The organism is Streptomyces sp. NPDC001822 (assembly GCF_042892135.1).
In the GTDB taxonomy this organism is placed as follows: Bacteria; Actinomycetota; Actinomycetes; order Streptomycetales; family Streptomycetaceae; genus Streptomyces.
On sequence record NZ_JBIATW010000002.1, the window covers coordinates 169,803 to 188,552 of the forward strand.

The following is an 18,750-nucleotide window of genomic DNA, read 5'->3' on the forward strand; positions in this document are numbered from 1 at the left end:
CCGATAGCCGCCGCGGCCGGGGGCCCCTCCGCTGATCCGCACGAGAAGCTCCGGCGGTCTCCCGCCCGGCCGCCGGACCGGAGGCCGGGCGGGACACGCGTCCGATGAGGCCTCACATCTCCGCGACGGCCCTGCTCACGGCCGCGGAGAGGCGCTCGTTCTCCGGTGCGGCGCCGCCCGGAAGGGCGAAGCGGCGGCGGGTGTAGCCGTAGGCCACACCGTGAGCGGGGTCGGCGTACGCCTGCGATCCCGCGGCGCCCGCGTGGCCGAAGGCGCCGTCGCCCAGGGCCGGATAGAGCGTTCCCACCGCCTCGAAGCCCTGCGCGAAGTTGTCGATCGCACCGGTGACCAGGTCCGTTCCCTTCCAGTGCACCCGCCCCACCTCGGCGAGCGTGTCCGGCCGGAGCAGGGGCGGCCTCCCGTCGACCTCGGAGATCGCCGCCGCGTACATCCCCGCGAGGCCACGCGCCGAGCCGACCCCGCCGACCGACGTGGGGCCGAGCGCGCGTACCACCCGGGTGTTGACGAAGGCGACCATGTCGAGCGGAGGGTCCTGCGCGAAGCCGAACGCGAGGGCCCTCGGGCTCGCCGGGTCCAGGGGCTCGGCCTCGACGGCCTGGCCGGGGGCGGGGACGCCCGGGCGGATGTCCACGTAGCGGGGTTCGAGTTCCTCGGGCAGGCCCAGGTGGAGATCGAGGCCGTAGGGCGCGCGCACCCGCTCCTCGAAGATCTCCTGGATCGACCTCCCGGTGACCCGGCGGACCACCTCGCCGGTGAGGGCGCCGATCACCAGGGCGTGGTAGCCGTACTCCGCTCCCGGCGTCCAGCGGGGCCGCGCGCCCGCCAGCCGCCGTGCGATGACCCGGTCGTCGGCCAGCTCGTCGACGGTGAACCCGCCGTCCGCCCAGATCAGGCCGGCGCGGTGCGCCAGCAGTTCACGTACCGTCAGCCCGTCCTTGCCCTCCGCGGCGAACTCGGGCCAGTAGGAGGCCACCGTGCGGTCCGGGTCGATGACCCCGTCCTGGATGAGCAGGGCGACCACGAGGTGGGCGGCGCCCTTGGTGGAGGAGTAGACGGCGGGCAGCGAGTCCCCGGCGACACCCTCCCCGGCCCACAGGTCCACCGCGAGGCGCCCGTGGCGGTACACGGCGAGCTGGCTGCCGGGTTCGGTGTGGTCGTCGGCCAGTACGGCGGCGAACTCCTCCCGCACGCCCTCGAAACCGGGCGCGACCGTGCCGTGCACGGTGATGGTCCCGTTCGTTCCTGTCATGACGCTGACTCCCCCTGGAATGATCGGCGAACGGCCCGGTGCGTGACCGGCCCGATCGGTATACCTCCCCCAACTCCCGTACTCACACGCGGCATTCCCGCTAACGGGCGGTGGCCGGGGGTGGCCGGTGCCCGTCCCCGACGATCTCCCGGGCGAGCGCCGCCAGGCGGGGCAGGGCGGGATGGCCGGGGCCGTCCCTGCGGGCGAGCAGCACGGGCAGCGGCGGGGCGTCGTCCAGCGGCACGTAGGCGACCCCGGCGTGCGGGTGCATTCCGACGGTGGACGCTCCCGACACCCCGCTGCCGCGTCCGGCCGCGATGGCGGTGAGCCAGTCGTCGGTGTTCGCGACCGTGACGGTGGCCTCGGGCCGGATCTGCGGCGGCCACAGGCCGAGCGTGGTCGCTCCCGAGACGGTGTTCAGGACGACGGGGCCGTCCGCCAGGTCGGCCAGCGACAGCGAGGCGCGGGCCGCGAGCGGCCCGTCGGCGGCGACTGCCGCCACCCGCTCCTCCGTGAACAGGACCTCGGTGACGAGTCCCGGTGTGTCCACCGGCCCGCGCAGCAGTGCCGCGTCGACCTCACCGCGGGTGAGCCCGGCCGTGCGGTCGTCGATCCGCAGGAGTTCCAGCGGGGTACCCGGATGGCGTTGCTGCCAGGTGCGCAGCAGCGGTGTGGTGTAGGGGCCGAACGCCGACCAGGCGTGTCCGAGCCGCAGCGGCCGATGGCGCAGCCGCCCCGGGGTGAGCGCCTCGTCGAACGCGCCGACCGCGTGGGCGGCCTTGTCGCGGAAGGCGACGCCCTCGGGGGTGAGGGCGAGGTGGTGGGTCGAGCGGTCGACGAGGCGGACCCCCAGGTGCCGCTCCAGGGCGGCCAGGGTGCGCGAGACGACGGGCTGGGTGACCCGGAGCATGGCGGCCGCGCGGGTGACGCTGCCCTCCTCGGCGATGGCGAGGAAGGCGCGCAGATGCCGGATCTCGATACCGCGCCCGGTGGTCCCGGCGCCCTGTCCAGTGCTCATGCCTGCGGAGCATAACGGGAGCACAATCGGCATTTCACGGGAGGCGCGCAGGTCTCTACCGTGGGGACGTGTCCGGCCCCGGAGCGGTGCCGTACTCTCGACTGCGTAGTGCATTGCATTGGACTGTGGCACGGACTGTGGCACTGAAGGAAAGGTTTCCCGGTGAGCGACCCGCGCGCTGCAGCGGACTCGGCCGCGGCCGTCGCCCTGCCCGAGGCCGTGTCCGCGCTCGACGAGGCCGGCCGGGACGGTTCCGGGCCGCGGCGCGCACTCGGCCCGGTCGCGCTGGTGGTGGCGGGCGGGCTCTCCGTCCAGTTCGGCGCGGCGGTGGCCGTCCTGCTGATGCCGAGGGCGGGAGCGCTGGGCGTCGTCACCCTGCGTCTCACCGCGGCGGCGCTCGTCCTGCTCGTCGTGTGCCGGCCGAAGCTGCGGGGGCACTCGCGCGCCGACTGGGGCACCGTCGTGGCGTTCGGCATCGCGATGGGCGGGATGAACACGCTCTTCTACCAGGCCGTCGACCGCATCCCGCTGGGCCCCGCCGTCACCCTGGAGGTGCTGGGGCCGCTCGCCCTGTCCGTCGTGGCGTCCCGCCGCCTGGTCAACCTCGTCTGGGCGGGCCTGGCCCTCTGCGGCGTCGTCCTGCTCAGCGGCGGGGGCTTCGACCGGCTCGACCCGGCCGGAGCGGCGTACGCCCTGGGCGCGGGCGCCATGTGGGCGGCCTACATCATCTTCAGCGCCCGCACCGGCAGGCGTTTCCCGCAGGCGGACGGCCTGGCGCTGGCCATGGTCGTGGCGGCGGTCCTCTCGCTGCCCCTCGGGATCATGCAGGCGGGCTCGAAGCTCCTGGTCCCGAGCACGCTGGGGCTCGGCGCGGCGGTGGCGCTGCTGAGCTCGGTCCTTCCCTACACCCTCGAACTCATGGCGCTGCGCCGGCTGCCCGCGCCCACCTTCGCCATCCTGATGAGCCTGGAACCGGCCATCGCGGCCACGGCGGGTTTCCTCGTCCTGGACCAGGCGCTCTCCACGACCGACGCCCTGGCCATCGCCCTGGTCATCGGGGCGAGCATGGGAGCTGTGCGCAGCCAGGCGGCCCGCACCGCGTCACCGCGCCGGGATCGGGCGCGCGGGGCACGATGGAGGGGAACCCAGGAAGGAGGCCCGCGCATGGGATCCGCCAAGGAAACCGACGGGTACGAGGGGCTGTACTCGCACACCCCCTCGCAGGCCGAGGGCGAACGCGAGGAGCCGGCCGTGCGCGGCAAGGCCCCCGAGACGCACCCCGACGTCCCCCGGACCGAACCCTCGCAGGCCGAGGGCGAACGCGTGGAGTAGGGCCGGGCGTGCGGCTCAGCCGTCGACGGGCAGGATCCTGAACGCCGTGAGGCCGGGCGTCAGGGGCGTGATCGCCCGGAAGTCCCGCTGGTCGAGGGTGAAGATGCGGTCGGTCCTGTACCGGTCCGCGAGGGCGACGCCCACCGCGTCCGCGAGGTCCAGCCGGAGCCCGGGTGGCACGCGGGGGAGTCGTCGGCCGCCTGCTACGTTCGCTCCCATGATCGACGGCGTGTACGTGGGCCGCGCGGCAGCGGACGCGGCGCTGGACCACGGCTGGCTGCTGGGCCACTTCAAGGACCCGTCCGACCCGCGCCACAGCGAGGCCCTGGAGATCAAGTGGGGCGTCCATCCCCGGGGCGACGAACGCGCCCGGTGGGTGAGGGGCGAGGAGCGCACCGCCCTGCTCGTCCTGGTCAGCGGCCGGTTCCGCCTTCGCTTCCCCCGGCGTGACGTGCTGCTGGAGCGCCAGGGCGACTACGTCGTGTGGGGCCCGGGCGTCGACCACTCCTGGTGCGCGGAGGAGGATTCCGTCGTGATGACCGTGCGGTGGCCCTCCGCCCCCGGCTACCGGGCCGCCCCCCACGACTGATCCCCGCTCCGCGCGGGCGCGCGGAGCCCGGGCGGAGCGCGCGGCCAAAAAATCATGCAAGCACGCTTGCTTGTTTTGTGGGGCGCTGGCAGGCTCCGGGGCACACCGCCACGCCCCGAGGGGAGCGCACCGTGCCCGATGCATCGGCCGTGACCGCCGCCGTGCTCGACGACCTGCGTCAGGAGAGCGACGAACTCGACCTGCTGGTAGCGGGGTTGAGCGTGCGGGAGTGGGCCTCGCCGACACCCGCCGAGCGGTGGACCGTCGCCCATCAGATCGCCCACCTCACCTGGACGGACGAGGTGGCGCTGACAGCGGCGACCGAGCCCGACGCCTTCGCCGCCGAGGTCGAGAGGGCGCTCGCCGCTCCCGGCACGTTCGTCGACGAGGCGGCCGGGGAGGCGGTGGCCGCACTGGCCCCCGAGGCGCTGCTGGTGGAGTGGCGGGAGGGCCGGGCGCGGCTCCAGGAAGCCCTGCGCGCGGCCCCGGCCGGGACGAAACTGCCCTGGTACGGCCCGCCGATGAGCGTCGCCTCGATGGGGACGGCGCGGCTCATGGAGACCTGGGCGCACGGCCAGGACGTCGCCGACGCGCTCGGTGTGACGCGGAAGCCGACCGGACGCCTGCGGCACGTCGCCAGGATCGGCGTGCGCGCCCGCGACTACGCCTACTTCGTACGCGGTCTGCAGCCCCCCGGCGAGCAGTTCCGGATCGAACTCCACGGCGAGGAAGGTGAGTCGGTGGTCCACGGACCCGAGGACGCCGCCCAGCGGGTCACCGGGCCGCTCCTCGACTTCTGCCTGCTCGTCACCCAGCGCGCGCACCGCGACGACCTCGCCGTCGAGGCGACGGGACCGGACGCGGACCGCTGGCTGGACATCGCGCAGGCCTTCGCCGGACCGCCCGGAGCCGGACGGCCCCCGAAGGCGGACCGGTGACGCGCCCCCTGCGCATCGGCAACGCCTCCGGCTTCTACGGCGACCGCTTCGACGCGGTGCGCGAGATGCTCACCGGCGGCCCGCTGGACGTCCTGACCGGGGACTACCTCGCCGAACTCACCATGCTGATCCTGGGGCGCAGCCGCCTCAAGGACCCGAAGCGCGGATACGCCACGACGTTTCTGCGGCAGCTGGAGGACGGCCTCGGGCTCGCCCACGAGCGCGGCGTGAAGATCGTCACCAACGCCGGCGGGCTCAACCCGGCCGGACTCGCCGACGCCGTACGCGAGTTGGCCGACCGGACCGGTGTGCCGGTGCGTGTGGCGCACGTCGAGGGCGACAGCCGCCCCGTGCCGGACGGCCACCTCACCGCCAACGCCTACCTGGGCGGCGGAGGCATCGCCGCGTGCCTGCGGGCCGGGGCCGACATCGTCGTCACCGGCCGCGTCACCGACGCCGCACTCGTGACCGGCCCCGCCGCCGCCCACTTCGGCTGGTCACCCGGCGACCACGACGCCCTCGCGGGGGCCGTCGTCGCCGGGCACGTCCTGGAGTGCGGGACCCAGGCCACCGGCGGGAACTACGCCTTCTTCCGGCAGCACGACGTGCGACGGCCCGGCTTCCCCCTCGCGGAGATCCACGAGGACGGAAGCAGCGTCATCACCAAGCACGACGGCACGGGCGGCGTCGTCGACGTCGGCACGGTCACCGCACAGCTGCTGTACGAGACCGGCGGGGCCCGCTACGCCGGACCCGACGTCACCGCCCGCCTGGACACCGCGCGCCTGGCGCAGGACGGGCCCGACCGGGTGCGGATCAGCGGAGTGCGCGGCGAGGCCCCGCCGCCCACGCTGAAGGTGGGGCTCAACCGGCTCGGCGGGTGGCGCAACGAGGTCGTCTTCGTGCTGACCGGTCTCGACATCGAGGCCAAGTCCCGCCTCGTGCAGGGGCAGTTCGCCGACGCCCTGGACCGTTCGGGCACGAAGCCCGCCGAGGTGCGGTGGGAGCTCGCCCGCACGGACCGGGCCGACGCCGGCACCGAGGAGACCGCGAGCGCCCTGCTCCGGCTCGTCGTGCGTGACCCGGACGCGGAGGCCGTCGGCCGCGCGGTGTCCGGGGCCGCCGTCGAGCTGGCGCTCGGCAGCTATCCGGGCTTCCACGTGACCGCCCCGCCCGGGAAGGGCGCGCCGTACGGCGTGTTCGAGGCCGCGTACGTACCGGCCGGGGACGTCGCCCATGTGGCGGTGCTGCCCGACGGGACGCGGCAGGACGTCCCGGCCACCGGGCCGTACCAGGAGCTCGCCGACGTGCCGGAGCCGGTGCTGCCCGAGCCGCTGCCTGACGGGCCCACCCGCACCCTGCCCCTCGGACGCGTCGCCGGTGCCCGCAGCGGCGACAAGGGCGGCGACGCCAACGTCGGCGTGTGGGTCCGCACCGACGACGCGTGGCGGTGGCTGGCGCACGAGCTGACCGTGGCCCGGTTCAAGGAACTGCTGCCGGAGACCGCCGGGCTCACCGTCGAGCGCCATGTCCTGCCCGGGCTGCGGTCCCTCAACTTCGTCGTCCGCGGCCTCCTCGGCGAAGGCGTCGCCGCGCAGGCCCGCTTCGATCCGCAGGCCAAGGCGGTGGGGGAGTGGCTGCGCTCCCGCCACGTCGACGTACCCGTGCAGCTGACGGACGAACCGGAGGCGAATGCATGACCGTCCTGCCCACCGCACTGGACACCGCGGGCCCCGAATACGCCGCGCACCGCGCAGCCATGCTCGCCAAGCTCGCCGAACTCGACGCCGAGCACGCCAAGGCCCTCGCGGGCGGCGGCGAGAAGTACGTGACGCGCCACCGGGGGCGCGGCAAGCTCCTCGCCCGTGAGCGGATCGAGCTGCTGGTCGACCCGGACACGCCGTTTCTGGAACTGTCCCCGCTGGCGGCCTGGGGCAGCGATTACGCAGTGGGTGCCTCGCTCGTCACCGGCATCGGGATCGTCTCCGGCGTGGAGTGCCTGATCACCGCCAACGACCCGACCGTGCGGGGCGGCGCCTCCAACCCGTGGACGCTGAAGAAGGCCCTGCGCGCCAACGAGATCGCCTTCGCCAACCGGCTGCCCTGCATCTCCCTCGTGGAGTCCGGCGGCGCCGACCTGCCGTCCCAGAAGGAGATCTTCATCCCGGGCGGCGCCCTGTTCCGCGACCTCACCCGGCTGTCCGCCGCCGGAATCCCGACCGTGGCCGTCGTGTTCGGGAACTCGACCGCGGGCGGCGCGTACGTGCCGGGCATGTCCGACCACACCGTGATGATCAAGGAACAGTCCAAGGTCTTCCTGGGCGGCCCGCCCCTCGTGAAGATGGCCACCGGTGAGGAGAGCGACGACGAATCGCTCGGCGGCGCCGGGATGCACGCCCGCACCTCCGGACTCGCCGACCACTTCGCCGTCGACGAGCACGACGCGCTGCGCCAGGCCCGGCGGATCGTCGCGCGCTTCAACTGGCGCAAGGCGCACGCCGACCCGGGACCCGCCGAGCCGCCGAAGTACGACGAGGACGAGCTGATCGGCATCGTCCCCGGGGACCTGAAGACGCCCTTCGACCCCCGCGAGGTCATCGCCCGGCTCGTCGACGGATCGGACTTCGACGCCTTCAAGCCGCTGTACGGCACCAGCCTCGTCACCGGCTGGGCCCGGCTGCACGGCTATCCCGTCGGCATCCTCGCCAACGCCCAGGGCGTGCTGTTCAGCGAGGAGTCGCAGAAGGCCGCGCAGTTCATCCAGCTCGCCAACCAGCGCGACATCCCGCTGCTGTTCCTCCACAACACCACCGGCTACATGGTCGGCAAGGAGTACGAGCAGGGCGGCATCATCAAGCACGGCGCGATGATGATCAACGCGGTGTCGAACTCCCGGGTCCCGCACCTCTCCGTGCTGATGGGCGCCTCCTACGGGGCCGGGCACTACGGCATGTGCGGACGCGCCTACGACCCCCGCTTCCTCTTCGCCTGGCCCAGCAGCAAGTCCGCCGTCATGGGCCCGCAGCAGCTCGCCGGCGTCCTCTCGATCGTCGCGCGCGCCTCCTCCGCCGCGAGGGGCCTGCCCTACGACGACGAGGCCGACGCCGGGCTGCGCGCCATGGTCGAGCAGCAGATCGAGTCGGAGTCCCTGCCGATGTTCCTCTCGGGGCGGCTCTACGACGACGGGGTCATCGACCCGCGCGACACCAGGACCGTCCTCGGGATGTGCCTGTCCGCGATCCATACGGCCCCGGTCGAAGGCGCCCGCGGCTTCGGCGTCTTCCGGATGTGAGGAATCGGATGATCACCGCACTGCTTGTCGCCAACCGGGGCGAGATCGCCTGCCGGATCTTCCGCACCTGCCGTGAGCTGGGCATCGCCACCGTCGCCGTGTACTCGGACGCCGACGCGGGGGCCCTGCACGTGCGGGAGGCCGACACCGCCGTACGCCTGCCGGGCGCCGCGCCCGGCGACACCTATCTGCGCGGCGACCTGGTCGTCGCGGCAGCGCTGGCCGCGGGCGCCGACGCCGTCCACCCGGGGTACGGCTTCCTCTCGGAGAACGCCGGCTTCGCCCGGGCCGTCCAGGACGCGGGCCTCCTCTGGGTGGGGCCTCCGCCCAAGGCCATCGAGCTGATGGCCTCCAAGACCCGCGCCAAGGAGCTGATGGCCGCCGCCGGCGTGCCCCTCCTGGCCCCCGTCGACCCCGCTGCCGCCACCGTGGCCGACCTGCCGCTGCTGCTGAAGGCGGCGGCGGGCGGCGGCGGCCGGGGGATGCGCGTCGTACGCGAACTGGATTCTCTGCCTGCGGAGTTGACCGCTGCCTCGGCTGAAGCTGCCGGTGCCTTCGGGGACGGCGAGGTCTTCGCCGAGCCGTACGTCGAGGGCGGCCGGCACGTCGAGGTCCAGGTCATGGCTGACGGACAGGGCACCGTGTGGGCGCTCGGCACCCGCGACTGCTCCCTCCAGCGCCGCCACCAGAAGGTCATCGAGGAGGCCCCCGCGCCGGGCCTCGACGAGGCGCTGCGCGGACGGCTGCACGATGCGGCGGTCGCCGCAGCGCTGGCGGTCGGCTACCGGGGCGCGGGGACCGTCGAGTTCCTCGTGTCGGCCGACGGGCGCCCCTTCTTCCTGGAGATGAACACCCGGCTCCAGGTCGAACACCCCGTCACCGAAGCCGTGTTCGGCCTCGACCTCGTCGCCCTGCAACTGCGCGTCGCGGAGGGCGAACCCCTTCCCGCCGACGCGCCCCCCGAGCCGTCCGGGCACGCCGTCGAGGCCCGCCTCTACGCCGAGGACCCGGCCCGTGACTGGCAGCCGCAGACCGGAGCACTGCTCGCGCTCGACGTGCCCGGCGCACCCGGCATCCGCCTCGACACCGGATACACCGGCGGAGACACCATCGGGGTCCACTACGACCCCATGCTCGCCAAGGTCATCGCCCACGCCCCCACCCGCGCCGAGGCCGTCCGCCTCCTGGCCCGCACCCTCGAACGCTCCCGCGTCCACGGCCCGGTCACCAACCGGGAGCTGCTCGTACGCTCCCTGCGTCACCCGGACTTCACCGCCGGACGCCTCGACACCGGCTTCTACGACCGGCACCTCGCCGAACTCACCGTCCCCGGCGCCCCGGCGGACCAGCGCCTCGCCGCCACGGCCGCCGCCCTCGCAGCGGCGACGGGCGCCCGGGCCGGACGGGACGCGACGGGCCCCGCCCGCTTCGGGGCCTGGCGCAACCTCGCCTCCGCGCCGCAGACCAGGCGCTATGTCGCCGAGCCCGACGGCACCGCGTACGAGATCGCCTACCGCACCGGCCGCGACGGCACCCCGCTGCCCGAGTCGGGGGAGCGGACCGTCACCGTCCGCCCCGGCCTCGTCGTCCTCGAAACCGGCGGTGTGACCCGGCGCTTCACGGTCACCACGCACGGCGCCCGCACCTATGTGGACACGGCGTCCGGCGCCTACGCCTTCACCTCCCTGCCCCGCTTCACCGACCCCGCCGACCGCACGGAACCCGGCTCCCTGCTCGCCCCCATGCCGGGCACCGTCGTCCGGCTCGCCGACGGGCTCGCCCCGGGTGCGTCCGTCGAAGCCGGGCAGCCGCTGATCTGGCTGGAGGCGATGAAGATGGAGCACCGCATCCTCGCGCCGGCCTCCGGCACCCTCACCGCGCTCCACGCCGCCCCCGGCCTCCAGGTCGAGGTCGGTGCCCTGCTCGCCGTCGTACAGGACGCACCCGAGCACGCACCCGTGCACGCGCCCGAGCACGCACCTGAGCAGGCACCCGTGCACGCATCCGCGCACCAGGAGGAGACGACCCCATGAGCACCGTCCTCGAAACCCAGGAGCACAAGGACCTCCGCGCCGCCGTCGCCGCCCTCGGCAGACGGTTCGGCCGCGACTACACGACCGCCCTCGCCCGCAAGGGCGAGCACCCCCGCGAACTGTGGGACGAGGCGGGCAAGCTCGGCTACCTCGGCGTCAACCTCCCCGAGGAGTACGGCGGCGGGGGCGGCGGCATGGCCGAACTCTCCATCGTCCTGGAGGAGCTGGGCGCGGCCGGCAGCCCGCTGCTGATGCTGGTCGTCTCCCCTGCGATCTGCGGCACCGTCATCGCCCGCTTCGGCACCGAGGCCCAGAAGCGCACCTGGCTGCCCGGGCTGTCCGACGGCAGCCTGACCATGTCCTTCGGCATCACCGAGCCCGACGCGGGCTCCAACTCCCACCGTATCACCACGACCGCCCGCCGAGACGGCGGGGAGTGGGTCCTCAGCGGCCGCAAGGTCTTCATATCCGGCGTCGACATCTCCGACGCGACGCTCGTCGTCGGACGCACCGAGGACGCCAGGTCCGGAAAGCTCAAGCCCTGCCTCTTCATCGTCCCCCGGGACGCCCCCGGCTTCACCCGCACCCGGATCGACATGGAACTCCAGGCGGCCGAGAAGCAGTTCGAGCTGGTCCTCGACGAGGTGCGGCTGCCCGCGGACGCACTCGTCGGCGAGGAGGCGGACACCGGACTGCTCCAGCTCTTCGCCGGGCTGAACCCGGAGCGCATCATGGGCGCCGCCTTCGCCATCGGCATGGGCCGCTACGCCCTCGAACGCGCCGTGGACTACGCGAAGACCCGCACCGTCTGGAAGGGCGCGCCCATCGGCGCTCACCAGGCCATCGCCCACCCGCTCGCCCAGGCGCACATCGAGCTGGAACTCGCCCGGCTCATGATGCAGAAGGCCGCGAATCTCGTCGACGACGGCGACGACATCGGCGCCGGCGAGGCCGCCAACATGGCGAAGTACGCCGCCGCCGAGGCCTGCGTCAGGGCCGTCGACCAGGCCGTCCACACCCTCGGCGGCAACGGCCTCACCCGTGAGTACGGGCTCGCCTCCCTGATCACCGCTGCGCGTGTCGCCCGTATCGCCCCCGTCAGCCGGGAAATGATCCTCAACTACGTCTCCCACCAGACCCTGGGCCTGCCGAAGTCGTACTGAGGCCTCAGGCCTCAGCGCCGATTCCGGTCGCTCCCGGGTCTCCCCATCCGCCCCCGCAGGGGCGATTCTGGCTCTCCACCCGCGTCGAAGGGGACCGCCATGGTGTTCCACAGCGAGTACGCAGACGTCCAGCCCCTCGAAAGACCCATCCACGAAGCCGTCCTCGGAAGCGCGGCGGACTTCGGTGACACGCCCGCCCTGATCGACGGCACCAACGGCATGAGCGTGACGTACGCCCAGCTCGACACCTTCCACCGGCGCATCGCGGCGTACCTCGCCGCGGCCGGGCTGCGCAAGGGCGACGTGCTCGCCCTGCACAGCCCCAACACGATCGCCTACCCGCCCGTCTTCTACGGCGCGACCCGGGCGGGCGCCACCGTCACCACGATCCACCCGCTGGCCACCCCCGAGGAGTTCGCCAAGCAGCTCCAGGACTCCGCCGCGCGCTGGATCGTCACCGTCTCCCCGCTCCTGGACGTCGCCCGCCGTGCGGCGGAGATCGCCGGAGGCATCGAGCAGATCTACGTCTGCGACCAGGCCGAGGGGCACACGTCGGTCCTGGAGATGCTCGGCTCCACGGCGCCCGAACCGGAGATCGCGTTCGACCCGGTGGAGGACGTCGCCGTGCTCCCGTACTCCTCCGGGACCACCGGCACCCCCAAGGGCGTCATGCTCACGCACCGCTCCATCGCCACCAACCTGGAGCAGCTGCGGCCCTTCGTCCCCCTCGGGCAGCGCGACCGCATCCTGGCCGTGCTGCCCTTCTTCCACATCTACGGGCTGACCGCCCTCATGAACGGGCCGCTGCGCTACGGCGCCACGGTCGTCGTCCTGCCCCGCTTCGACCTCGCGCAGTTCCTGGAGACGATCCAGGAGCACCGGATCACCGGCCTGTACGTCGCACCGCCCATCGTGCTGGCCCTCGCGAAGCACCCGCTGGTGGGCGACTACGACCTGTCGTCGCTGGAGTACATCGTCAGCGCGGCCGCCCCGCTGGACGCCGAACTCGCGGCGGCCTGCTCGGCGCGGCTCGGCCTGCCCGCCGTGCGGCAGGCGTACGGCATGACGGAACTCTCGCCCGGGACCCACGTCGTGCCCCTCGACGCGGAGAACCCGCCGCCCGGGGCCGTCGGAAAGCTGCTGCCCGGCACGGAGATGCGGATCATCTCGCTCACCGACCCCGGCACCGACGTCGGCTCCGGCAGCGACGGCGAGATCCTGATCCGGGGCCCGCAGGTGATGAAGGGGTACCTCGGCCGCCCCGACGCGACCGACGCCATGATCGACGCCGAGGGCTGGCTGCACACCGGGGACGTCGGCCGGGTCGACGCGAACGGCTGGCTGTACGTCGTCGACCGGGTGAAGGAACTCATCAAGTACAAGGGCTACCAGGTGGCACCCGCCGACCTGGAGGCGCTGTTGCTGACCCACGCCGGGATCGCCGACGCCGCCGTCATCGGGGTCCACGACGCCGACGGCAACGAGGTCCCCAAGGCGTTCCTGGTGCGGCAGCCCGTGGCGGGGGGCCTCACCGAGGAGGACGTCATCGCGTACGTCGCCGAGCGGGTCTCCCCGTACAAGAAGGTCAGACAGGTGGAGTTCATCGAGGCCGTGCCCCGCGCGGTGTCCGGCAAGATCCTGCGGCGCGAGCTGCGCGACCGGGAGAAGCAGCGATGACCCTGGCACCCGTGGCCCACGGCCGTGGCGTCACCACGCTCACCCTCGACTCGCCGGCCAACCGCAACGCGCTCTCCGCGCGCCTGGTCGGCGAACTGTCCGAGGCGCTGGCGGCATGCGCGGAGGACGACTCGGTGCGGGCCGTCGTCCTCACGCACACCGGCAACACGTTCTGCGCGGGCGCCGACCTGACCGCACCCCCCGAACCGGCCGCGTTCGTCGGGCTGATGCGCGCGATCGTGGCGCTGCCCAAACCCGTCGTGGCCCGGGTCACCGGCCACGTCAGGGCCGGCGGTCTCGGGCTCCTCGGCGCCTGCGACATCTCGGCGGCGGGACCGGACGCGACCTTCGCCCTCACCGAGTCACGGCTGGGCCTCGCGCCCGCCGTGATCTCGCTGCCCCTGCTGCCACGCCTCGACCCGCGGGCCGCTTCCCGCTACTACCTCACCGGGGAGCGGTTCGACGCGGCGGAGGCCGCCCGCATCGGCCTGGTGAGCATCGCGGACGAGGACGTGGACAAGGCGCTCGTACCGGTACTGGACGGGCTCCGCAGGGCCGCCCCGCAGGGGCTGGCCGCCTCGAAGGAGCTGGTCACGGCTAGTGTGCTGAGGAGTTTCGACAGTCACGCCGAAGACCTCATCGCCCGCTCGGCCGCGCTCTTCGCCTCCGACGACGCACGGGAGGGGATGACGGCCTTCCTGGAACGACGGGACCCCTCATGGGTGCTGTGACACCCCCCAGAACCCCCGCCGCGAAGTCCCCCAAGCAGGACCGCAGCCGCGCCACCCGCCAACGGCTGCTCGAAGCCGCGGTCGCCTGCCTCGCCGAACACGGCTGGGCGGGCTCCACGGTCTCCGTGGTCGCGGAACGCGCCGGGGTCTCCCGGGGCGCGGCGCAGCACCACTTCCCGACCCGCGAGGACCTGTTCACGGGCGCCGTCGAGTACGTCGCCGAGGAACGCTCCGCCGCCCTGCGCGCCCTCCCCGTCCAGGGCCGCACGGCGGTGGTCGCCGCGCTGGTCGACCTCTACACCGGCCCGCTCTTCCGCGCGGCTCTCCAGCTCTGGGTCGCGGCCTCCAACGAGGACCAGCTCCGGCCCCGCGTCACCGAACTGGAGGCGCGGGTCGGCCGCGAGACCCACCGCATCGCCGTCGAACTCCTCGGCGCCGACGAGGAGCGCCCCGGCGTCCGTGAGACCGTCCAGGGCCTGCTCGACATGGCCCGCGGCCTGGGCCTCGCCAACGTGCTCACGGACGACCGGGCACGGCGGGAGAGGGTCGTCGCGCAGTGGGCGCGGCTGCTGGACGAGACCCTGGGCTGAGCGGGGCGCACGGGGCGCGCTCAGCGGGACCTGAGCAGATCCCGGACGTGGCCCGCGCGGGCGCGGACGTCGGATTCGCCGAGCGAACCGGCGGGAGAGCCGACGTGCTGCGACGCGTCGGGGCGGCCGCAGGGCCCGCAGAGCCCGTCGGGAAGGGCCTCGGGACGGCCGGGCACACCGCACTTGGTGCACTCCATCATTGCGCGGCGGACGGTCTCGCCGGGGGCGGGAGGTACTGCCGCCTCGGGGACGTACGGCGGGATCTTGTCGACGAGACGGCGGCGGACCAGCCCGACGGGCGACCCGACCCGAGCGGGCAGCCCCGAGGTGAGGGCGTGCGTCAGGTAGTCGACGGTCACGCCCCTGGCCAACCACTCGGCGGCCCGCGCCTCCAGGACCGCGCAGTCGGCGGCCGACAGGGCCAGGCGCGGATCGGTACGACCGAGCTGCGCCAGGGCCAGATAGGCGGGCGAGGGGATACCGTCCGCAACGGGTGCGGGCTCCGGGGCCCGCTGCTGCGGCACGACAGGCGATACGGGCGCTTCGGCCGCCGGGGCCGGGTCCTCCGAGGGCGTGCAGGACGACGGCGGCTGTACGGCGGAGGACGGCGCCGCCTCTCGCCGCTCCGGGGCGAGGCGGGAGCCCCACCACTCGTTGTCGCGCGCGGTACGGGACCAGAACGTGCGGAAGACCCATCGGACCTGGTCGCCCTCACCGACCAGGCAGCGCACGCGACGCAGATACCCGGCGACGGACAGGGTCCGCAGGGCCGAACCGACCGCCTGCTGGCCGTAGAGCGGCAACTGCTTGGCCAGGCTCTTGACGTCCATGGACGCGCCGTCGGGAAGGTGGTCGATGAACCCGGCGATGCAGCGCTCGCGCGGCGGCAGGAGGGTGAAGTCGTCGGCGCACGCGGGGGACTGGTCGGGCATGGACCGCTTGCCGTAACCGGGATTGGCCATCGGGTACGGGCGGGAGAGTGCGGGGGTGCGGGGGTCGGCACTAAGGTGCTGGACAGCCACGGGATCGTCCTCGTTCTTGCGATCTTGCGGTGAGACCCCGGCCGGTGCTGCTAACACCGCGTCGGGGTCGTTCGTTTGGTCGCACCGTAAGCAGTCGTGACGCTTCGCCGCAAGCTGGTCACGATTAGTCATACTTGCTGGCCGTGACGGGGAGGGGAGGTGGGGGAGGTTTCCCAAAACCCTTCTTTTCCCTACCGGTTACAAGAAGGCGCTCGAACCCCGGCGCCCGAGTCCCGTCCCTCGGATCCCGAAGCCCGAGCTTCGGGTGGAGCCTCGATCTCGTACACCCTCAAGAGTGAACCGGTCGTTCCCGGGGCTCGGGGCTCGGGACGCGAGATCCGGGCGTCGGGGGCGAGCGGAAGGAGCGGTCACGCTCCGAAGGAGCCGGACCTGACGGCTTCGACGAAGGCCGACCAGCTCGCCACGGACATCACCACGGCCGGACCGTGGGCGACCTTGCTGTCCCGGACGGGGACGGCGTCGTGGCCGCGGGCGACTTCGAGGCATTCGCCTTGGCTACCGCCGCTGTAGCTGGACTTGGTCCACCCCCCGAGGGTGGAGGCGTCGGAGACGGTGTGCTCAGTGCTGGCCATTGGCGTGTTCCTCCGCTGCCGCCCGGACGGCGGTCAATGATTCCCGGCGCGACATCGCGTCACTCAGCGAAAGAGCGTAGGCGGTCTGGCTGGCACTCACCAGAGACGGATCGTCGAGAAGGTTTCCGGAGAGGAAGCCTTCGACGTAGGCCACGGGTGCGGAGTCCTGGAAGCTCATGAGGGTGAGCAGCCCTTCCTGGAGTGCGTATGCGCCTGCTCCGAAAGGCAGCACGTGCAACCGAAGGCGGCCTGACTCGGCCATGTCCGCGATCCTGCCGAGTTGCTCTGCCATGACCCGAGGCCCACCGACCTGGCGCCGGAGTACGGCTTCGTCGAGGACGGTCCAGACGACGGGCTTGAACGGGCCGTCAAGGATCTGGGCACGCTCCGTTCGGATGACAACGGCCCTGTCAAGTTCCGCAGGCTGGTGGTTCGGCTTGTAGGCGCTGAACAGTGCACGGGCGTAGCTCTCGGTCTGGAGGAGTCCTGGGACGAGGGCGGGGGCGAACTGCCGGATCTCCGTGGCCTGTCGTTCCAGTTCCGCCACCGCCGCGAAGTGGTCGACGAACTTGGTGTCCAGATCCTCCAGCCACCGCGCGAAGAAGCCGTCCGTGTCCAGCGCCCGGTCGATCCGCTGGGCGTCGTCCGGATTCGGCAGACGGCGGCCCGCCTCGAAGTGGCTGATGAGCGTCGGCGAGCACACGATCTGCTCGCTCAGCGCCTCCTGGGTCAGGCCTGCCGAGGTGCGCCTGAGCCGCAGCTCCTCGCCGTACTTCGCTCGTGCCGTACGTGGCCTGTGATGCGACGCCATGCGACCAACTCCCCCGGGATGACAGGCGCGCTGTCAGGTGCGAACCCCTGGAAGCGTAGCGACGAGCGGCCCCAATCTGTGAAGAGTTGAGGACGGAGCGTAGCCGCACCCGAGGAAAGCAGGAAGACATGAGCAACCGCCCGTACCAGCCACCCGCGCACGGACGGGGTGCCGCGGCGTGAGGACGAGCTCCGGAAGTGCGCGGTTGCTCCCGTGGACGACGGCGAGCGGTGATCCCTGCTATCTCCTCGGGGACGGGGCGGGCAAGGTGTCCCGGATGGCCGACCGGGTCGAGGGCGCCCAGTTGTCCATGGCCGACGAACTGCTCGGCCACGCGGCGGACATGCTCGCCGACCGGCGGTCGACGAGTGCCCAGGTGCACTATCTCGCCTGCCGCCTGGCCGAGTCGCTGCACGACGTGCGGCGCGTGGCCGAGAGCCGGGGCCGACGGCTGGGTGGCACTGTGAAGAATCAATAGCCGTGCCGTGAACGGTGGTTCAGGGCCGGCCGACCGTTCAGCGGTCGGCCGGTGGCCCGTGTACCACCGGCATGCGCTGCCGCACGCCCGGCGCGCTCCGCCAAAGGGTTGATACCACGTCAATTCGCTTGGTGAGAGCTCACTCCGATGGGTCAATTCAGGTATCCGCCCCCACGGGCGACGGCCCGTCGAGGCCCCGCGGGAAGTCGCGCTCCCGGGCTGACTCATCTCGTCCGAACGGGCCTTCGTGGATCACATCTGCCGTCGGCCGAACGCGTCGGCCTGGGCCGGTTCGGGACGTCCGCGCACCCGAACACCCGGTCGCCGCTCGGAGTAGGCGTCCGAGTGAGAGGAAACCGTCATGCCCATCAGCCCCAACCAAGGCTCCACCGGCGGTGGAACGACCATCACCATCACCGGCGTGAATCTGTCCGGCGCCACCGCCGTCCACTTCGGGTCCCGTACGGCCACGATCACCGCGAACACCCCGACCTCGATCACCGTCATCACCCCCGCGGGCTGCGGCGTCGTCGATGTCAGCGTGACGACCGCGGGAGGGACCAGCAACTCGCTCGCCTTCTTCTACATCAGCCCGCCGATCGCGGTGTCCGTCAGCCCGGATTCCGGTCCCACCGCAGGCGGCAACACGGTCACCGTCGACGGCTACGGCCTCTCCACTGCCACCACCGTGTCCTTCGGCTCCAACAGCGCGACCCCAACGGTCGTCTCGGACAGCCGGCTGTCGGTGGTCGTCCCGGCCGGCGGCTCCAGCGGTTCCGTCGACGTCACCGTCACCACCACGGGTGGCACGACCGCTCCGCTCACCTACGCCTATGCCGACGCGCCGACACAGAGCTCGCTCACACCCGCCTCCGGACCGGCGTCCGGCGGCACCTCGGTGACCGTCAGCGGCACCGGCCTGGCATCGACCACGGCCGTCACCTTCGGCGGCGTCACCGCGTCCTTCGCGGTGCTGAACAGCTCCACGCTGGTGGCTGTCGCACCGCCCGGCACCGTGGGCTCCGCCGATGTCGTCGTGACCACCGACGGCGGCAGTGCAACGGCCGTCGCAGGCTTCACCTACGTGTCCGGTCCCGGCATCTGACGGCGTCTCGCCGGCACAGCCCCCCCCCGCACGGATCGGTGTCCTCCCGGCCCACCGGCCCGTGCCCAGCGGAAGCGGTGGGAGCCCGCCTACGCCCGCCCGCATCGC

Annotated in this window: 16 protein-coding genes and 2 pseudogenes; 12 read left to right on the top strand and 6 right to left on the bottom strand. The window is 72.9% G+C overall.

Annotated features, from left to right (window positions below; all coding sequences use genetic code 11):
• Window positions 1-112: 112 nt before the first annotated feature.
• A complete protein-coding gene (locus ACFYY2_RS05075; protein WP_388737193.1) occupies window positions 113-1,270 on the bottom strand; it encodes a serine hydrolase domain-containing protein in 1,158 nt (385 codons plus the stop codon).
• A gap of 100 nt (window positions 1,271-1,370) precedes the next feature.
• Window positions 1,371-2,288 carry a LysR family transcriptional regulator gene (locus ACFYY2_RS05080; protein WP_388737196.1) on the bottom strand — a complete coding sequence of 306 codons (918 nt, stop codon included), beginning with the start codon at window positions 2,286-2,288 and terminating at the stop codon, window positions 1,371-1,373.
• A 162-nt stretch (window positions 2,289-2,450) separates the two neighbouring features.
• Here ACFYY2_RS05080 and ACFYY2_RS05085 point away from each other — a divergent pair.
• Window positions 2,451-3,398 (top strand): annotated as a pseudogene (locus ACFYY2_RS05085) (DMT family transporter); the annotation flags it as partial.
• Between the two features lie 237 nt (window positions 3,399-3,635).
• Here ACFYY2_RS05085 and ACFYY2_RS05090 read toward each other — a convergent pair.
• Window positions 3,636-3,791, bottom strand: a pseudogene (locus ACFYY2_RS05090) (VapC toxin family PIN domain ribonuclease); the annotation flags it as partial.
• A 46-nt stretch (window positions 3,792-3,837) separates the two neighbouring features.
• Between ACFYY2_RS05090 and ACFYY2_RS05095 the strand changes: the two are divergent.
• The 9 genes from ACFYY2_RS05095 (at window position 3,838) to ACFYY2_RS05135 (ending at window position 14,633) form a co-directional block, all read left to right on the top strand.
• Window positions 3,838-4,209: a signal peptidase I gene (locus ACFYY2_RS05095; protein WP_388737199.1), complete on the top strand. Its 372-nt coding sequence runs from the start codon at window positions 3,838-3,840 to the stop codon at window positions 4,207-4,209.
• A gap of 131 nt (window positions 4,210-4,340) precedes the next feature.
• Complete coding sequence (locus tag ACFYY2_RS05100) at window positions 4,341-5,147, top strand: TIGR03084 family metal-binding protein (protein WP_388737201.1); 807 nt, start codon at window positions 4,341-4,343, stop codon at window positions 5,145-5,147.
• Window positions 5,144-6,847: an acyclic terpene utilization AtuA family protein gene (locus ACFYY2_RS05105; protein ID WP_388737203.1), complete on the top strand. Its 1,704-nt coding sequence runs from the start codon at window positions 5,144-5,146 to the stop codon at window positions 6,845-6,847. Before ACFYY2_RS05100 ends, ACFYY2_RS05105 begins: the two co-directional genes overlap by 4 nt.
• Window positions 6,844-8,439 carry an acyl-CoA carboxylase subunit beta gene (locus tag ACFYY2_RS05110; RefSeq protein ID WP_388737205.1) on the top strand — a complete coding sequence of 532 codons (1,596 nt, stop codon included), beginning with the start codon at window positions 6,844-6,846 and terminating at the stop codon, window positions 8,437-8,439. The genes ACFYY2_RS05105 and ACFYY2_RS05110 overlap by 4 nt, the downstream gene beginning before the upstream one ends.
• 8 nt (window positions 8,440-8,447) lie before the next feature.
• A complete protein-coding gene (locus ACFYY2_RS05115; RefSeq protein WP_388737207.1) occupies window positions 8,448-10,472 on the top strand; it encodes a biotin carboxylase N-terminal domain-containing protein in 2,025 nt (674 codons plus the stop codon).
• Window positions 10,469-11,635, top strand: a complete 1,167-nt coding sequence (locus ACFYY2_RS05120; RefSeq protein WP_388737210.1) for an acyl-CoA dehydrogenase family protein — start codon at window positions 10,469-10,471, stop codon at window positions 11,633-11,635. Before ACFYY2_RS05115 ends, ACFYY2_RS05120 begins: the two co-directional genes overlap by 4 nt.
• Window positions 11,636-11,734: 99 nt before the next feature.
• Window positions 11,735-13,312, top strand: a complete 1,578-nt coding sequence (locus tag ACFYY2_RS05125; protein ID WP_388737212.1) for a 4-coumarate--CoA ligase family protein — start codon at window positions 11,735-11,737, stop codon at window positions 13,310-13,312.
• Complete coding sequence (locus ACFYY2_RS05130; protein WP_388737214.1) at window positions 13,309-14,043, top strand: enoyl-CoA hydratase family protein; 735 nt, start codon at window positions 13,309-13,311, stop codon at window positions 14,041-14,043. Before ACFYY2_RS05125 ends, ACFYY2_RS05130 begins: the two co-directional genes overlap by 4 nt.
• The gene (locus ACFYY2_RS05135) at window positions 14,031-14,633 is read left to right on the top strand and encodes a TetR/AcrR family transcriptional regulator (RefSeq protein WP_388737217.1); all 603 of its coding nucleotides are present in this window, start codon (window positions 14,031-14,033) and stop codon (window positions 14,631-14,633) included. The genes ACFYY2_RS05130 and ACFYY2_RS05135 overlap by 13 nt, the downstream gene beginning before the upstream one ends.
• 20 nt (window positions 14,634-14,653) lie before the next feature.
• On the opposite strand, the gene ACFYY2_RS05140 is transcribed toward ACFYY2_RS05135, so the two are convergent.
• The 3 genes from ACFYY2_RS05140 to ACFYY2_RS05150 form a co-directional block, all read right to left on the bottom strand.
• Window positions 14,654-15,595: a MarR family transcriptional regulator gene (locus tag ACFYY2_RS05140; protein ID WP_388737219.1), complete on the bottom strand. Its 942-nt coding sequence runs from the start codon at window positions 15,593-15,595 to the stop codon at window positions 14,654-14,656.
• A 428-nt stretch (window positions 15,596-16,023) separates the two neighbouring features.
• Window positions 16,024-16,248, bottom strand: a complete 225-nt coding sequence (locus ACFYY2_RS05145) for a DUF397 domain-containing protein (RefSeq protein WP_388737222.1) — start codon at window positions 16,246-16,248, stop codon at window positions 16,024-16,026.
• Complete coding sequence (locus tag ACFYY2_RS05150) at window positions 16,235-17,059, bottom strand: Scr1 family TA system antitoxin-like transcriptional regulator (RefSeq protein WP_388737225.1); 825 nt, start codon at window positions 17,057-17,059, stop codon at window positions 16,235-16,237. Before ACFYY2_RS05150 ends, ACFYY2_RS05145 begins: the two co-directional genes overlap by 14 nt.
• 178 nt (window positions 17,060-17,237) lie before the next feature.
• Between ACFYY2_RS05150 and ACFYY2_RS05155 the strand changes: the two genes are divergently transcribed.
• Entirely contained in the window at window positions 17,238-17,537 is a 300-nt protein-coding gene (locus ACFYY2_RS05155; protein ID WP_388737230.1) for a hypothetical protein, read from the top strand.
• Window positions 17,538-17,898: 361 nt separating this feature from the next.
• The gene (locus tag ACFYY2_RS05160) at window positions 17,899-18,642 is read left to right on the top strand and encodes an IPT/TIG domain-containing protein (protein WP_388737233.1); all 744 of its coding nucleotides are present in this window, start codon (window positions 17,899-17,901) and stop codon (window positions 18,640-18,642) included.
• Window positions 18,643-18,750: the final 108 nt, after the last annotated feature.

Coding starts and splice junctions, on each gene's coding strand:
- ACFYY2_RS05080 (WP_388737196.1), bottom strand. CDS start 2,288: ATGAGCACTGGACAGGGCGCCGGGACCACCGGGCGCGGTATCGAGATC.
- ACFYY2_RS05160 (WP_388737233.1), top strand. CDS start 17,899: ATGCCCATCAGCCCCAACCAAGGCTCCACCGGCGGTGGAACGACCATC.
- ACFYY2_RS05110 (WP_388737205.1), top strand. CDS start 6,844: ATGACCGTCCTGCCCACCGCACTGGACACCGCGGGCCCCGAATACGCC.
- ACFYY2_RS05075 (WP_388737193.1), bottom strand. CDS start 1,270: ATGACAGGAACGAACGGGACCATCACCGTGCACGGCACGGTCGCGCCC.
- ACFYY2_RS05125 (WP_388737212.1), top strand. CDS start 11,735: ATGGTGTTCCACAGCGAGTACGCAGACGTCCAGCCCCTCGAAAGACCC.
- ACFYY2_RS05095 (WP_388737199.1), top strand. CDS start 3,838: ATGATCGACGGCGTGTACGTGGGCCGCGCGGCAGCGGACGCGGCGCTG.
- ACFYY2_RS05140 (WP_388737219.1), bottom strand. CDS start 15,595: ATGGCCAATCCCGGTTACGGCAAGCGGTCCATGCCCGACCAGTCCCCC.
- ACFYY2_RS05120 (WP_388737210.1), top strand. CDS start 10,469: ATGAGCACCGTCCTCGAAACCCAGGAGCACAAGGACCTCCGCGCCGCC.
- ACFYY2_RS05130 (WP_388737214.1), top strand. CDS start 13,309: ATGACCCTGGCACCCGTGGCCCACGGCCGTGGCGTCACCACGCTCACC.
- ACFYY2_RS05145 (WP_388737222.1), bottom strand. CDS start 16,248: ATGGCCAGCACTGAGCACACCGTCTCCGACGCCTCCACCCTCGGGGGG.
- ACFYY2_RS05115 (WP_388737207.1), top strand. CDS start 8,448: ATGATCACCGCACTGCTTGTCGCCAACCGGGGCGAGATCGCCTGCCGG.
- ACFYY2_RS05135 (WP_388737217.1), top strand. CDS start 14,031: ATGGGTGCTGTGACACCCCCCAGAACCCCCGCCGCGAAGTCCCCCAAG.
- ACFYY2_RS05150 (WP_388737225.1), bottom strand. CDS start 17,059: ATGGCGTCGCATCACAGGCCACGTACGGCACGAGCGAAGTACGGCGAG.